General features: G+C 62.2%; 13 protein-coding genes. 3 read left to right on the forward strand and 10 right to left on the reverse strand.

What is annotated here, in order from left to right; translation table 11 throughout:
• Window positions 1–27: 27 nt before the first annotated feature.
• From pyk to gcl, 5 genes are all read right to left on the reverse strand, one after another.
• Window positions 28–1,443: a pyruvate kinase gene (gene pyk / locus ACLEJU_RS16620; RefSeq protein WP_110636657.1), complete on the reverse strand. Its 1,416-nt coding sequence runs from the start codon at window positions 1,441–1,443 to the stop codon at window positions 28–30.
• On the reverse strand, window positions 1,440–2,714 hold the full coding sequence (locus tag ACLEJU_RS16625; RefSeq protein WP_435425043.1) for a glycerate kinase type-2 family protein: 1,275 nt from the start codon (window positions 2,712–2,714) through the stop codon (window positions 1,440–1,442). The genes pyk and ACLEJU_RS16625 overlap by 4 nt, the downstream gene beginning before the upstream one ends.
• A 257-nt stretch (window positions 2,715–2,971) precedes the next feature.
• Entirely contained in the window at window positions 2,972–3,865 is an 894-nt protein-coding gene (locus ACLEJU_RS16630; protein ID WP_103446540.1) for a 2-hydroxy-3-oxopropionate reductase, read from the reverse strand.
• 49 nt (window positions 3,866–3,914) lie between these two features.
• Window positions 3,915–4,697, reverse strand: coding sequence for a hydroxypyruvate isomerase (gene hyi, locus ACLEJU_RS16635; protein ID WP_435425044.1), 783 nt, complete (start codon window positions 4,695–4,697; stop codon window positions 3,915–3,917).
• 54 nt (window positions 4,698–4,751) lie between these two features.
• The gene (gene gcl / locus ACLEJU_RS16640; RefSeq protein ID WP_159411457.1) at window positions 4,752–6,527 is read right to left on the reverse strand and encodes a glyoxylate carboligase; all 1,776 of its coding nucleotides are present in this window, start codon (window positions 6,525–6,527) and stop codon (window positions 4,752–4,754) included.
• A gap of 257 nt (window positions 6,528–6,784) precedes the next feature.
• On the opposite strand from gcl, the gene ACLEJU_RS16645 reads away from it, so the two are divergent.
• Window positions 6,785–7,225: a GlcG/HbpS family heme-binding protein gene (locus ACLEJU_RS16645; RefSeq protein WP_060508244.1), complete on the forward strand. Its 441-nt coding sequence runs from the start codon at window positions 6,785–6,787 to the stop codon at window positions 7,223–7,225.
• 121 nt (window positions 7,226–7,346) lie between these two features.
• Here the strand turns inward: ACLEJU_RS16645 and ACLEJU_RS16650 are convergent, their stop codons facing one another.
• Window positions 7,347–7,958: a TetR/AcrR family transcriptional regulator gene (locus ACLEJU_RS16650; protein WP_103446543.1), complete on the reverse strand. Its 612-nt coding sequence runs from the start codon at window positions 7,956–7,958 to the stop codon at window positions 7,347–7,349.
• Between the two features lie 131 nt (window positions 7,959–8,089).
• Here ACLEJU_RS16650 and ACLEJU_RS16655 point away from each other — a divergent pair, with 131 nt between their 5' ends.
• Window positions 8,090–9,004 carry a DUF808 domain-containing protein gene (locus tag ACLEJU_RS16655; protein WP_435425045.1) on the forward strand — a complete coding sequence of 305 codons (915 nt, stop codon included), beginning with the start codon at window positions 8,090–8,092 and terminating at the stop codon, window positions 9,002–9,004.
• Between the two features lie 4 nt (window positions 9,005–9,008).
• Here the strand turns inward: ACLEJU_RS16655 and ACLEJU_RS16660 are convergent, their stop codons facing one another.
• A complete protein-coding gene (locus tag ACLEJU_RS16660) occupies window positions 9,009–10,952 on the reverse strand; it encodes an LTA synthase family protein (protein WP_435425046.1) in 1,944 nt (647 codons plus the stop codon).
• 153 nt (window positions 10,953–11,105) lie between these two features.
• Between ACLEJU_RS16660 and ACLEJU_RS16665 the strand changes: the two genes are divergently transcribed.
• Window positions 11,106–11,417: a hypothetical protein gene (locus ACLEJU_RS16665; protein WP_435425047.1), complete on the forward strand. Its 312-nt coding sequence runs from the start codon at window positions 11,106–11,108 to the stop codon at window positions 11,415–11,417.
• 66 nt (window positions 11,418–11,483) lie between these two features.
• Here the strand turns inward: ACLEJU_RS16665 and ACLEJU_RS16670 are convergent, their stop codons facing one another.
• The 3 genes from ACLEJU_RS16670 to ACLEJU_RS16680 form a co-directional block, all read right to left on the reverse strand.
• Window positions 11,484–12,266 carry an outer membrane protein OmpK gene (locus ACLEJU_RS16670; RefSeq protein WP_435425048.1) on the reverse strand — a complete coding sequence of 261 codons (783 nt, stop codon included), beginning with the start codon at window positions 12,264–12,266 and terminating at the stop codon, window positions 11,484–11,486.
• A gap of 352 nt (window positions 12,267–12,618) precedes the next feature.
• A complete protein-coding gene (locus ACLEJU_RS16675) occupies window positions 12,619–13,404 on the reverse strand; it encodes an outer membrane protein OmpK (RefSeq protein ID WP_159411453.1) in 786 nt (261 codons plus the stop codon).
• Window positions 13,405–13,548: 144 nt separating this feature from the next.
• A complete protein-coding gene (locus tag ACLEJU_RS16680) occupies window positions 13,549–14,904 on the reverse strand; it encodes a nucleobase:cation symporter-2 family protein (RefSeq protein WP_435425049.1) in 1,356 nt (451 codons plus the stop codon).
• Window positions 14,905–14,940: the final 36 nt, after the last annotated feature.

Below are 14,940 nucleotides of genomic sequence, written 5' to 3' on the forward strand. Positions count from 1 at the left end.
AAGGGGCGCAGCGCGCCCCCAGGGATTTCAGACCAAGGTCTCGATCCGCAAGGTATTAGTCGAACCCGGCTTGCCGAAAGGCACACCGGCGGTGATCAGCAGCGTGTCGCCACGGCTGGCCATGCCTTGCGCCTGGGCGATCTCCAGGGCGGTGGACACGACCTCGTCGACCTGGCGCAGGCGATCATTGACCACCGAGTGCACACCCCAGGCCACGCTCAGGCGGCGGGCGGTGGCCAGGTTCGGCGTCAGGTTGAGGATCGGCGCCCGTGGCCGCTCGCGCGCGGCACGCAGGGTCGATGCGCCCGACTCGCTGTAGTTGACCAGCACCGCCACCGGCAGGATGCCGCTGATACGGCGGATCGCGCAGCTGATGGCGTCCGAGACGGTGGCCTCGGCTTTCGGCCGGCCGACGTCGAGCTGGGCCTGGTAGTCCGGGCCGTTCTCCACCTGGCGGATGATCTTGCTCATCATCTGCACGGCTTCCAGCGGGTAGTCCCCCGAAGCGGTCTCGGCCGACAGCATCACCGCGTCGGCGCCTTCGGCCACGGCGTTGGCCACGTCGGTGACTTCGGCGCGGGTCGGCGCTGGCGAGAAGCGCATCGACTCGAGCATCTGGGTGGCTACAACGACCGGCTTGCCCAGCTGGCGGCAGGTGCCGATGATGCGCTTCTGGATCTGCGGCACGCTTTCGGCCGGCACTTCCACGCCCAGGTCGCCACGGGCCACCATGATCGCATCCGCCAGTTCCGCTATGGCTTGCAGTTGTTCGACTGCCGAGGGCTTCTCGATCTTGGCCATCAGATAGGCGCGGTCGCCGATCAGCTGGCGTGCTTCGACGATGTCTTCCGGGCGCTGCACGAACGACAGGGCTACCCAGTCCACGCCCAGTTCCAGGCCGAAGGCCAGGTCGCGGCGGTCTTTCTCGGTGAGCGGGGAGAGGTCGAGCACCGCTTGCGGCACGTTGACGCCCTTGCGGTCGGACAGCTCTCCGCCGTTCAGCACTTCGGTGTCGATGGCGTCATCGTGCTTGGCGGTTACCCGCAGGCGCAGCTTGCCGTCGTCGAGCAGCAGGTCCATGCCTGGCTCCAATGCCGCGATGATCTCCGGGTGGGGCAGGTTGACCCGGCGGCTGTCGCCCGGGGTCTTGTCCAGGTCCAGGCGCAGGGCCTGGCCGCGTTGCAGCTGGACCTTGCCCTCAGCGAAGCGGCCGACGCGCAGCTTCGGCCCTTGCAGGTCCATGAGGATGCCCAGCGGGTAGTTCAGCTGCTGCTCGACTTCGCGGATCCACTGGTAGCGCAGGGCGTGGTCGGCGTGCTCACCGTGGCTGAAGTTGAGGCGGAAGATGTTCACCCCGGCTTCGACCAGCTGGCGGATGTCGTCGATGCCTTTGATCGCAGGGCCGAGGGTGGCGAGGATCTTTACTTTTTTATCAGGCGTCATGATTGGGCAGTCTCGAGGATCAGGATGGCGCGGAAGTCGTTGACGTTGGTACGGGTCGGCTCGGTGACGATCAGTGCATCGAGCGCGGCGAAGTAGCCATAGCCGTTGTTGTTGTCCAGCTCGTCGCTGGCCGACAGGCCCAGGGCTTCGGCGCGGGCGTAGCTGCTCGGGGTCATGTATGCGCCGGCGTTTTCTTCCGAACCGTCGATGCCGTCGGTGTCACCGGCCAGGGCATACACGCCCGGCAGGCCCTTGAGGCTTTCGGTGAGGCTGAGCAGGAACTCGGCGTTGCGCCCGCCACGGCCGTTGCCGCGCACGGTGACGGTGGTTTCACCGCCGGAGAGGATCACGCAAGGCGCCTTCAGCGGCTGGCCGTGTAGCACGATCTGCCGGGCAATGCCCGCGTGTACCTTGGCCACTTCGCGCGATTCGCCTTCCAGGTCGCCGAGGATCAGCGGGCTGAAACCGGCCTGGCGGGCTTTGACCGCGGCGGCTTCGAGCGATTGCTGGGGCTTGGCGATCAGCTGGAAGTGGCTGCGGGCCAGGGCCGGGTCATCGGCCTTGACGGTTTCCGAAGCGGGGTTGTTGAGCCAGTCGATGACGGCTTTCGGCGCTTCTATGTTATAGCGCTTGAGGATCGCCAGGGCATCGGCCGAAGTGCTCGGGTCGGCCACGGTCGGGCCGGAGGCGATGACAGTGGCCAGGTCGCCAGGCACGTCGGAAATCGCATAGGTGTAGACGGTGGCTGGCCAGCAGGCCTTGGCCAGGCGGCCGCCCTTGATCGCCGAGAGGTGCTTGCGCACGCAGTTCATCTCGCCGATGGTGGCGCCGGATTTCAGCAGCGCCTTGTTGATCTGTTGCTTGTCCGCCAGGGTCAGGCCTTCGGCTGGCAACGCCAGCAGGGCGGACCCACCGCCAGACAGCAGGAAGATGACGCGGTCTTCTTCATTGAGGTTGCTGACCAGCTCCAGCACGCGCTTGGCCACGGCCAGGCCGGCGGCGTCGGGGACCGGGTGAGCGGCTTCGACCACCTCGATCTTCTGGCAGTTGGCGCCGTGACCGTAGCGGGTCACGACCAGGCCAGAGACCTCGCCCTGCCAGCTTTTTTCGACCACTTCGGCCATGGCGGCTGCGGCCTTGCCGGCGCCGATGACGATGACCCGGCCGCTACGGTCGGCGGGCAGGTAGGATTCGAGGACTTGGCGCGGGTGGGCGGCGGCGATGGCTGTGTCGAACAGGTCGCGGAGAAGTTTTTGCGGATCGACCGACATGGCAGGCTCCCATTTATTGTTGTTCTGCAGAATCGAAAACGCCCCTGGAACTGCCTCCGTGCAGGCCGAACCAGGGGCGGGTGTTGCTCGGGGTCACCCCTGAGCCTGTGGTCGCAGGTCAAGGGGTGTTGAATCTGGAATCTTGGGGGCGCTTTGCGCCCCTTTCGCGACACAAGGCCGCTCCTACAAGAAACCGTATCTCCTGTAGGAGCGGCCTTGTGGCGCGAAAGGGCTGCGCAGCAGCCCCAGGATTCAAATCATTTGTCGTCGCGGATCGAGAAGTTGGCCATGTGCTCCAGGCCTTTGATCAGCGCCGAGTGGTCCCAGTTGCCGCCGCCCAGGGCCTGGCAGGTGTTGAACACTTGCTGGGCATTGGAGGTGTTGGGCAGGTTGATGCCCAGTTCCTTGGCGCCTTGCAGGGCCAGGTTGAGGTCCTTCTGGTGCAGGTTGATGCGGAAGCCTGGGTCGAAGGTGCCTTTGATCATGCGCTCGGCGTGCACTTCGAGGATCTTCGACGAAGCGAAGCCGCCCATCAGCGCTTCACGGACCTTGGCTGGGTCGGCGCCGTTCTTGGCGGCGAACAGCAGGGCCTCGGCAACAGCCTGGATGTTCAGGGCGACGATGATCTGGTTGGCGACCTTGGCGGTCTGGCCGTCGCCGTTGCCACCCACGCGGGTGATGTTCTTGCCCATGGCTTCGAACAGCGGCTGGGCGCGTTCGAAGGCTTTCGGGCAGCCACCGACCATGATGCTCAGGGTCGCGGCCTTGGCACCGACTTCACCACCGGACACCGGGGCGTCCAGGTAGGCGGCGCCGGTGGCCTTGATCTTCTCGGCGAAGGCTTTGGTGGCGGTAGGGGAGATCGAGCTCATGTCGATCACCACCTTGTTCGGGCCCACGCCTTCAGCGACGCCGTTTTCACCGAACAGGACGCTTTCGACCTGTGGGGTGTCCGGCACCATGACGATGATGAATTCAGCTTCCTGGGCCACTTCTTTCGGGTTGGCCAGGGCCACTGCGCCAGCGGCGATCAGGTCGGCCGGGGCAGCGTCGTGGTGGGTGGAAACGAAGATGCTGTGACCTGCTTTCTGCAGGTTCTGCGCCATGGGCTTGCCCATGATGCCGGTGCCGAGGAAACCGATTTTAGCCATGAGAAATTACCTCTTTATATTTGTTCGCATTCCCAGTGGGAGCAGTGATTCAGATCGCGTTGTGCGTTTTCAGCCAGCCCAGACCCGCTTCGGTGGTGGTCAGCGGCTTGTACTCCGCGCCCACCCAGCCGTTGTAGCCGATGCGGTCAAGGTGTTCGAACAGGAAGCGGTAGTTGATCTCGCCAGTGCCTGGTTCGTTGCGGCCCGGGTTGTCGGCCAGCTGGATGTGGTTGATCAGGTTCAGGTTGGTTTCCATGGTGCGAGCCAGGTCACCTTCCATGATCTGCATGTGGTAGATGTCGTACTGCAGGAACAGGTTGTCGCTGCCGACTTCGGCCTGGATTTCCAGGGCCTGTTTGGTGGTGTTCAGGTAGAAGCCCGGGATGTCGCGGGTGTTGATCATTTCCATGACCAGGCGGATCCCGGCGGCCTTGAGCTTGTCGGCGGCGTAGCGCAGGTTCTCCACGAAGGTCTTGCGCACGTCGGCGCACTGCAGACCTTGTGGGCGAATGCCGGCCAGGGCGTTGACCTGGGTGTTGCCCAGCACCTTGGCGTATTCGATGGCTTTGTCGACACCGGCGCGGAATTCTTCGACGCGGTCAGGGTGGCAGGTGATACCGCGCTCACCTTTCGACCAATCGCCTGCCGGCAGGTTGAACAGCACCTGGGTCAGGCCGTGGGCGTCCAGCTGCTGCTTGATTTCGGCAGCGCTGAAGTCGTACGGGAACAGGTATTCGACGCCGCTGAAGCCAGCGTCGGCGGCAGCCTTGAAGCGGGCCAGGAAGTCCTGTTCGGTGAACAGCATGGACAGGTTGGCAGCGAAGCGAGGCATGGGTTGTCTCCTTGCGATGAAGGCCCCCAGGGCTAGCCTGGGGGCGTCAGGCGATCAGTCCAGCAGCGAGATGGCGGTTGGCGCGTCGTTGCCGACCAGGGCCAGGTCTTCGAACTCGTTGACCGCGTTGATCTCGGTGCCCATGGAAATGTTGGTCACACGCTCGAGGATCACTTCGACCACAACCGGCACACGGAACTCTTCGGCCATCTTCTGTGCCTTGAGCAGAGCAGGGGCGATCTCGGCCGGCTCGAACACACGGATGGCCTTGCAGCCCAGGCCTTCGACCACGGCGACGTGGTCGACACCATAGGTGGCAGCGTCGGTCGAGTTGATGTTCTCGAACGCCAGTTGTACACAGTAATCCATGTCGAAGCCACGCTGTGCCTGACGGATGAGGCCCAGGTAAGCGTTGTTCACCAGCACGTGGACGTACGGCAGGTTGAACTGTGCGCCGACGGCCAGTTCTTCGATCATGAACTGGAAGTCGTAGTCACCCGACAGCGCGACGACCTTGCGCTTCGGATCGGCTTTGACAACACCCAGCGCGGCAGGGATGGTCCAGCCCAGCGGGCCGGCCTGGCCGCAGTTGATCCAGTGGCGTGGCTTGTACACGTGCAGGAACTGCGCGCCAGCGATCTGCGACAGGCCGATGGTGCTGACGTAGCAGGTGTCCTTGCCGAACACCTGGTTCATCTCTTCGTATACGCGCTGCGGCTTGACCGGCACGTTGTCGAAGTGGGTCTTGCGCTGCAGGCTCGACTTGCGCTGCTGGCAGTCTTCCAGCCAGGCCTTGCGGCACTTCAGCTTGCCAGCGGCTTTCCACTCGCGGGCCACTTCGAGGAACACATCCAGCGCCTTGCCGGCGTCGGAAACGATACCCAGATCCGGGGTGAACACACGGCCGATCTGGGTCGGTTCGATGTCCACGTGCACGAACTTGCGGCCTTCGGTGTAGACGTCGACGGAACCGGTGTGGCGGTTGGCCCAGCGGTTGCCGATACCGAACACCAGGTCGGATTTCAGCAGGGTGGCATTGCCGTAGCGGTGCGAAGTCTGCAGGCCGACCATGCCGACCATCTGTGCGTGGTCGTCCGGAATGGTGCCCCAGCCCATCAGGGTCGGGATTACCGGTACGCCGGTCAGTTCGGCGAACTCGACCAGCTTGTCGCTGGCGTCGGCGTTGATGATGCCGCCACCGGCTACCAGCAGTGGGCGCTCGGCGTCATTGAGCAGGGCCAGGGCTTTCTCGGCCTGTACGCGGGTAGCGGACGGCTTGTTGATTGCCAATGGCTCGTAGGCGTCGATGTCGAATTCGATTTCGGCCATCTGCACGTCGAACGGCAGGTCGATCAGCACAGGGCCTGGGCGGCCGGTGCGCATTTCATAGAAGGCCTTCTGGAAGGCGTAAGGCACCTGGCCTGGCTCCAGAACGGTGGTGGCCCACTTGGTGACCGGCTTGACGATGTTGGTGATGTCGACAGCCTGGAAGTCTTCCTTGTGCAGGCGGGCACGGGGTGCCTGGCCGGTGATGCACAGGATCGGGATGGAGTCGGCCGAGGCGCTGTACAGGCCGGTGACCATGTCGGTGCCGGCTGGGCCGGAGGTGCCGATGCACACGCCAATGTTGCCTGGGTTGGCACGGGTGTAGCCCTCGGCCATGTGCGAGGCGCCTTCGACGTGACGAGCGAGGACGTGATCGATGCCACCGACTTTCTTCAGGGCCGAGTACAACGGGTTGATGGCAGCCCCCGGGATGCCGAACGCGGTATCTACACCTTCACGGCGCATGACCAGAACGGCTGCATCGATTGCTCTCATTTTGCTCATGGTTTGTGCCTCATCGATTTTGTAATTGTATACAACTTGCTTTGTGCCAGAGTGTATTCATGGCTGGCCGCTCAGGTCAACGGGTTTTCGTCGGACAAGGTGGCTTTCGTTCGAGCGCCCGTGAAAACGGCGCTTTGCGATCCCGCATACGATCGTTTCAATTTATTGTATACAAAAATACATTTAGTTGTGTTCTATTGGCTTATCGATTTTTCACCTGCCCTCAGGGCTTCTCACAACAAGAAGAGGACCTTTCCATGAACGCTTTGAACCTGAAAGTCGCTGTCAGCCTGGTGAACGCCGCGTTGGCGGCGGGCCGCAAGATCAACGCAGCGCCACTGACCGTGGCCGTGCTCGATGCCGGCGGGCACGTGCTGGCCTTGCAGCGCGAGGACGGCGCCAGCCTGATTCGGCCGGAAGTGGCCACCGGCAAGGCCTGGGGTGCTATTGCCCTGGGCAAGGGCTCGCGCCTGCTGGCGCTGGATGCGCAGCAGCGGCCGGCGTTTTTCGCGGCGTTGAACGGCCTGGGCGAGCGGCCGGTGGTGCCGGCACCGGGGGGGGTGCTGATTCGTGATCAGGACGGAAAGGTGCTGGGAGCGGTAGGGATTAGCGGCGATACGTCGGATATCGACGAGCAGTGTGCGATCAGTGCGATCGAAGAGGTGGGGTTGAAGGCGGATGCCGGTGTAGCGGCTTAACGCTTTACTGCCTGTTCTGGCCTATTCGCGGGCAAGCCCGCTCCCACAGGAACCTCACAGTGTCTTGGCTTGAGGTAATCCTGTGGGAGCGGCTTGCCCGCGAATGCGTTTCGGTAACGGGTCAGGCCACCTCAGGCTCACAGCCCTTGAGCACCATGCGAATGATGGTGTCGGCCGCAGCGTCGTAGTCGCTGTCGGCTAGCTTGGCCTTGCCGGTCACGGCGGAAATCTGCCAATCGAAATCGGCATAGGTCTGGGTCGCGGCCCAGATGCTGAACATCAGGTGGTGGGCATCGACATGGGCGATCTGCCCGCGGTCGATCCAGCGCTGGATGCACTCGATGTTATGCCGGGCCTGCTCGTTCAACTGCTCCACCTGGTTCGGCGACAGGTGCGGTGCGCCATGCATGATTTCGCTGGCGAACACCTTCGAGGCATGGGGCAGGTCACGCGAAATGCGGATCTTCGAACGGATGTACGCACTCAACACTTCTTTCGGATCACCGTCGGCATTGAACGGCGTCGATGCCTGCATGATCGGCGCGATTATGCTCTCCAGGACCTCGCGGTAGAGGTTGTCCTTGGACTTGAAGTAGTAATACACGTTCGGCTTGGGCAGCCCGGCCTTGGCGGCGATGTCACTGGTCTTGGTGGCGGCGAAGCCCTTGTCGGCGAATTCTTCACTGGCTGCGCGCAGGATCAGTTCCTTGTTGCGCTCGCGAATGGTGCTCATGTCAGGGATCTTCCTCGGTTGTGGCCACCTCTAAGAGGGATCGGGCATGGTAGCACCGCGCCCGACGGGCGCTCAAGGCAGCGGCTTTGGGCTAGAATCCGGCACACTGACTCATTTGGATACAGGCAAACATGGCAGGAAGCAGTCTACTGGTACTGATCGACGACATCGCCACGGTGCTCGACGATGTTTCGCTGATGACCAAGGTCGCGGCGAAAAAGACCGCGGGCGTGCTGGGTGACGACCTGGCGCTCAATGCCCAGCAGGTCACCGGGGTGCGCGCCGAGCGCGAGCTCCCGGTGGTGTGGGCGGTGGCCAAGGGGTCGCTGGTTAACAAGGCGATCCTGGTGCCGGCGGCGCTGTTGATCAGCGCGTTCATCCCTTGGGCAGTGACGCCGCTGCTGATGCTTGGCGGCGCCTACCTGTGCTTCGAAGGCTTCGAGAAGCTGGCGCATAAGTTCCTGCACAGCAAGGAAGAGGACGAGGTGCAGCACGAAGCACGCAAGGAGGCCGTGGCCGATGCCACTGTCGACCTGGTGGCGTTCGAGAAAGCCAAGATCAAGGGCGCGGTGCGTACCGACTTCATTCTCTCTGCAGAAATCATCGCCATTACCTTGGGCATCGTCGCCGATTCGCCGCTGACGCAGCAGATCATCGTGCTGTCGGGCATCGCAGTGGTCATGACCATCGGTGTGTATGGGCTGGTGGGCGGTATCGTCAAGCTTGACGACCTGGGGCTGTGGATGACCCAGAAGTCTTCAGCGCTGGCCCGTTCGATCGGCAACGGCATCCTGCGGGCCGCGCCCTACATGATGAAGAGCCTGTCGGTGATCGGCACCGCCGCGATGTTCCTGGTCGGTGGCGGGATTCTGGTACATGGGGTGGCGCCGCTGCATCACGCGATAGAAGCGTTCAGCGAAGGGCGCGGTGGGGCGCTGACCAGCGGCCTGCTCAATGGCGTGGCCGGCGTGCTGGCCGGGGCCGTGGTACTGGCAGTGGTGGCTGTTGCGGGGAAACTGTGGCGGGCGCTGCGGCCCGCCACATGAGGGTTCACTTGCCGGCTGCGACGCCGTGCTCCTCGGGCTTCCAGGCCAGCAGGCCCTGGCTGAAGCCGTAGGCCGCGCTCTGGTAGTAGGCAATCGCCCGGCGGATCAGCGGGTTGTCGCTGGTGACCGTGGTTTCATGGCTCTTGCCCAGGGCGTCCTCATGCACTCGCATGCCGCCACGTGGGCTGAGAATGGCCAGGTTGTTGCCATCGAACAGCCCCAGGTGCTGGTAGTTGCCGATTAGCACGCGGGGTGGCAGGTCGTCCTCCTTGCGCAGGTCGCGGCCGAAGAAGGTCGAGGTGTAGTCGAAGTTGAGCAGGCCCAGCAGGGTAGGCGCCAGGTCGATCTGGCTGGCCAGCTTGCTGTCTTCGCGGGGCTCGATCATTTTCGGTGCGTAGATCCACAGCGGGATCTGGTAGTTGTTCACCGGCAGGTCTTCGACCCCGGCGCTGCCGGCCGTGTGGTCGGCGACAAAGACGAACAGAGTGTTGTCGAACCACGGCTTGCCCTTGGCTTCCTTGAGGAACTGGGCGATGGCATGGTCGGTGTACTTCACCGCGCCTTCGCGACCGTCGCCTGACGGGATGTCGATGCGGCCGTCCGGGTAGGTGTAAGGGCGGTGGTTCGAGGTGGTCATCAGTTGCAGGAAGAACGGCTTCTGCTGGGCGTAATCGGCATCGGCCAGCTTGAGGGTCTGCCGGTACAAGTCCTCGTCAGCCATGCCCCAGGCGTTCTTGAAGCTGATTTCGCTTTCATCGACGCTGCTCTGGTCGACGATGCGGTAGCCATTGCCGCTGAAGAACGCGTTCATGTTGTCGAAGTAGCCGCGCCCGCCGTAGACGAAGACGGCGTCGTAGCCTTTGGCGGTCAGTTGTTGGCCAAGGCTGGCGTAGCCGCTTTCGCGGCCGATGCGCTTGACGATCGAGCGGCCCGGGGTGGGCGGGATCGACAGGGTGATGGCTTCCAGGCCGCGGTCGGTACGGGTGCCGGTGGCGTAGAAGTTGTTGAAGTACAGGCTCTCGCTGCGCAGGGCGTCGAGGTTTGGTGTGAGGTTGCGCGCATCGCCGTTGCTGCCCATGTATTTGGCGCTGAAGCTCTCGATGGTCACCAGGATGATGTTCGGGGTGCGCTGTTCACCGCTGGCACTGATGTGGCGGCGGATGTCCTGTGGTTCCTGACCCTGGAAGCGGGCGTTGGGTTCGGCCAGCTCCTGGTGCATCTGCGCGCCGACTTCGCCGGCGCCGAGGCTGGCGTAGAACTGGGTGTAATCCAGTTCGTTGTTACGGAAGGCGGCGAAGAACTGGTATGGGCCGTTGCTGGCCAGCTCGCGCTGGTAGGCGTTGCCGCCCAGGCCGCGCGGGAACTGCTGGTCGATCACCACGATGTTCAGGCCGACCAGCACCGCCAGCACGCCGAGCCCGGACCAGCGCTGGCGCGAGGTGACGGCGGGAGCGGCGAGGGCCCGGGCCAGCGGCTTGCGCAGCACCAGGGCGAGCAGGACTGCGGCCACCGCAATGCTGCTGAGCAGTGCTGGCAGTGGATAGGACTCGCGGATGTTATCCAGCACTTCCTTGGAATACACCAGGTAGTCGACAGCGATAAAGTTGAAGCGTACGCCGAACTCGTCCCAGAACAGCCACTCGGCCACGGCGACGAACAGCATCACGAACAGGCTGACCACCCACAAGCCGCTGAGCAGCCAGCGGTGAGCACGCGAACGCCACAAGGCATTCGGGCACAGGAACAGGTACACGCCTAGCGGCAGGGCGGTGTAGATCAGGAAGCTCAGGTCGTAGAGGGCACCGTCGAAGAAGATCGAAAAATAATTGCCGCTGACCTCATCCAGATGAGTAACCAGCAATATGAGGCGAGTCAGCAGGAAGATGCCGAACCAGGTTGAACAAAGCAGCAGCAGATAGCGCCATGGCGCGGCGAGGGGAGTACGCATCAAGTTGGCCTGTTTTATTTCTTGGCTGTGCGAGGGCCCCAATTCTAGTCGAAAAGTTGCAAAAAAAATGTCAAAAATCTGCGGCGCGCACGTGGGTCACGGCTTTATAGTCGTAATTTGCCACTTCAGACTTGATCGCGAGGAGAGTTCCACATGTTCGGTGTACTGACTTACGACGCCTACCACCTGGCGCTCTACCTGCTCACGGCGTTGGCCTGGGGGGCTCTGGGCTTTGGCTTCCTGCTGCGTAGCGCCGACGCACAGGCCCTTTACAAGTGCTGTGCGATGTTTGGCCTGGCATTGGCAATCAATGCGGTGGTGCTGGTGCTGGATATCGTTCGGGTCATCCCGCACCATGAAGTGGAGTTGATATTGCTGGTTTTTGGCATGGCACTGCCATCGGCCATATTTTTGACTTATAAGGCAGCTTCGTCTTTAAGTAAGATAAGTCTGAAAAAGTTGTAAGCGTTAACTTACAAGTCATGATTGTGAAAACGCCGCCAGACGGCGGCGCTTGCACATATCAGCCAATCAGAAGTGCACTTTCACCAGCAAGCTCATGGTGTTCTGGTCGGTGGTGAAGCCATCGCTGTCCTTGATCCCGTACTTGTCCTTCCAGTAGTCGTATTCGACACCCACATACAACTGCTTCTCGCCCAGGTGCAGGGCCTTGCCCAGATCGTACTTGATCTGTGGGTTGAAGTGCAGGTTGGCGTGGTAGGTGCCGTGACGGTTCTCGTCGTTGTCGACCACCCAGTCCATGAAGCCGTCGATCAGCACATCGGAGTCACCGACCGGAATGGTGTAGGACCAGACCGGGGTGATCTGCCAGACATTGTTGCCTGCGCGGCTGCCTTCCGGAATGCGGTTGTAAAAATTCAGCTGGAAGTAGTCGAAGCCCGGGATGTTCAGGTCGAAGCCTGGGCCGATCAGGTACGACTCGACGTCACCCTCGCCAAACTCGTAGGTCGCGGCCAGCAGCACGTCCTTGACCGGGCCGAACTCGAGCTTCTGGTCGAAGATCTTGCCGAACGACAGGCGGGGACTGAACTCGCCGTAGTAGGTGTTGGGGCCGTTACTGGCGTCCTTCTTGCCCTGGTAGAAGATCTTGTCGACGAAGAAGAAGTTGTCGCCGTACTTCCAGCCATCGGCATGCTCGAAGGTGAAGGTCTGCTGGGTATCGGGGTTGACCTTGAAGTTCTTGCCCCACAGGTAGGTCAGGCTGTTGTTCTGCCACTGCAGCAGGTCGCCGGCGAAAGTGGTGCCGCAGGCCAGCAGGCCGCCCGCGAGAATCAGGCTATTGATGGTACGCATTGCAAGTGTCGCTCCCTTGATTGATCTGTTGTCAGCGCTCGTTGTTGGCGCTTTCTTGTCTTTTGAGTCAGCTTTTTTCGATAGGCCACAGCTGTTTGGCAAGGGTCGAGCCAACTTTTCCGGGTTGGCAAAACCTTCCTGCTCGACTTCGTTCTGAACGGATGAAAAGGGTCTTTCAGGCTGGCAACACGTTGGCCAACCGCCCGAATTCATTGACTGAGCGGTCAGTAAACGCAGGCAGAATCCTTCCTGCCCTGATCGAGGGGGCGCGCAGATTACTGGCTTGCGCGCCGCACCTCAAGTGCTCCGTCCTGGAGCACATCGACTCAAACTTGGGCGTTTGGTCAGATTTTCAGAAGTGTACTTTGATCAGGGCGCTGGCGACACTCTGATTGCTCTCCAGATTGCCGCGGCTGTCGATGCCGTACTTGTCTTTCCAGTAGCTGTACTCGAAGCCGACGTAGAGCTGCTTGGCCCCGATGTTCAGCGCCTTGCCCAAGTCGTACTTGACCTGCGGGTTGAAGTGCAGGTTGGCGTGGTAGGTGCCACGGCGGGTCTGGTCGTTGTCGGTGACCCAATCCATGTAACCATCGATGAGAATGTCGGAGCGACCCACGGGAATGGTGTAGGACCAGCCGGGGGTGATCTGCCAGACGTTGTCGCCTGGGCGGCTGCCTTCGGTGTTGCGCACATAGAAGTTCAGCGTGAAGTAGTTGAAGCCGGGGATGTCCAGGTCGAAGCCAGGGCCGATCAGGTAAGCCTCGTTGTCGCCTTCGCCACGCTCGTAGGTCATGGCCAGCAGCACGTCCTTGATCGGGCCGAAGGCGAGCTTCTGGTCGAAGATCTTGCCGAACGACAGGCGCGGGCTGAACTCACCGTAGTAGGTGGTCACGCCTTTGCTGGCGTCGGGCTTGCCGTTGTAGAAGATCTTGTCGACGAACATGAAGGTGTCGCCGTACTTCCATTTGTTGGCGTGTTCGAAGGTAATGGTCTGCTGGATATCGGGGTTGACCTTGAAATCCTTTCCGTACAAGTACGTCAGGCTTTCGCCGTGCCACAGCAGCCAATCGCCTGCATGGGCGGGGAGGGTGGCCAGCAGGCTGCTGCCCAGCAGCAGGCTTGATGCGATGCGCTTCATGTTGTTATTCCCGGACTTATTGTTTTTGTTGGCGGTTTTTTCGGCGCGCGGGCGCCCCGAGCGGCCCATTCCGGCGGGTCGACGGTGAAGCGGTTACAGCAGGAAATGAGCAGGGGCGGCAAACTGCGCCGCCCCGCTCAGGGCTCAATGCTCGTGGCAGACGTCGTTATGCACGGCGCGCTCGGCACCACCGAGGATGTTGAACAGCACGTTGAGCACCAGGGCACTGACCGTGGCCATGGCGATCCCGCTGTGGGTGATGGGTTCCATCCACTGCGGCATCTGCGCGAAGAACTCCGGCTTGACCACGGGGATCAGGCCAAAGCCGACGCTCACCGCAACCAGCAACTGGTTGCGACGGTCGCCGATGTCGGCTTCCTGGAGGATCTTGATCCCGGTGGCGGTGACCATGCCGAACATGGCGATGGACGCGCCGCCCAGTACCGCAGGCGGGATCGAGGCGATCAGGTAGGCCGCCTTCGGCAGCAGGCTGAGCACGATCAGCAGTGCACCTGCCGTGATCGTGACGTAGCGGCAACGCACGCCAGTCATCTGCACCAGGCCGATGTTCTGGGCGAACGAGGAGTGGGTGAAGGTGTTGAAGAAACCGGCGATGAACGACGCGCCAGCATCGCACAACAGGCCGCGACGCAGCATTCCTGGTGTCACTTCACGGTCTGTCACCTTGCCCAGGGCGAGGAACATGCCCGTGGACTCGACGAAGATGATCACCACCACCAGGCACATCGACAGGATCGGCGCCAGGCTGAAGGTCGGCATACCGAAGTGCAGTGGGGTCACCACTTGCAGCCACGGCGTGTCGCTCAGGCCCGACAGGTCGACCATGCCGATGGAGCCGGCCAGGATGTAGCCCAGGCCCATGCCCACCAGCACCGACACGTTGACCCAGAAACCGCGCATGAAGCGGTTGATCAACAGGATGACGGCCAGCACCAGGCCCGCCACCAGCAGGTAGATCGGCGAACCGAAGGTCGCGGCGTCCTGGCCGCCACCGGCCCAGTTGACTGCCACCGGGAACAGCGACAGGCCAATCGAGGTGATCACCGTACCGGTGACCAGTGGCGGGAAGAACCGAACGACCTTGGACATGAACGGCGCGATCAGCATGCCGAAGAACCCGGCAGCGATGGTCGCGCCAAAGATCCCCTGCAGGCCTACGCCCGGCATGCCGGCCATGGCCACCATGCTGCCGACGGCAGCGAAGCTGGCACCCATCATCACTGGCATGCGGATCCCGACCGGGCCGATACCGAACGACTGGATGATGGTGGCGACACCGGCGACCAGCAGGTCGGCGTTGATCAGGAAAGCGACTTCTTCACGAGACAAACCAGCGGCCTGGCCGATGATCAGAGGGACGGCGATCGCACCTCCATACATCAGCAACACATGTTGCAGGCCAACCAGGATCAGTTGGAACAGGGGCAGAGGCTGTCGCGGCGGCGCAACTGGAATGTACGCCTTGCGTGACTCGGACATGCAGCACCTCGAGTTTTGTTTTTATTCTCGGATCCA

Source organism: Pseudomonas sp. SMN11 (assembly GCF_052041945.1).
In the GTDB taxonomy this organism is placed as follows: domain Bacteria; phylum Pseudomonadota; class Gammaproteobacteria; order Pseudomonadales; family Pseudomonadaceae; genus Aquipseudomonas.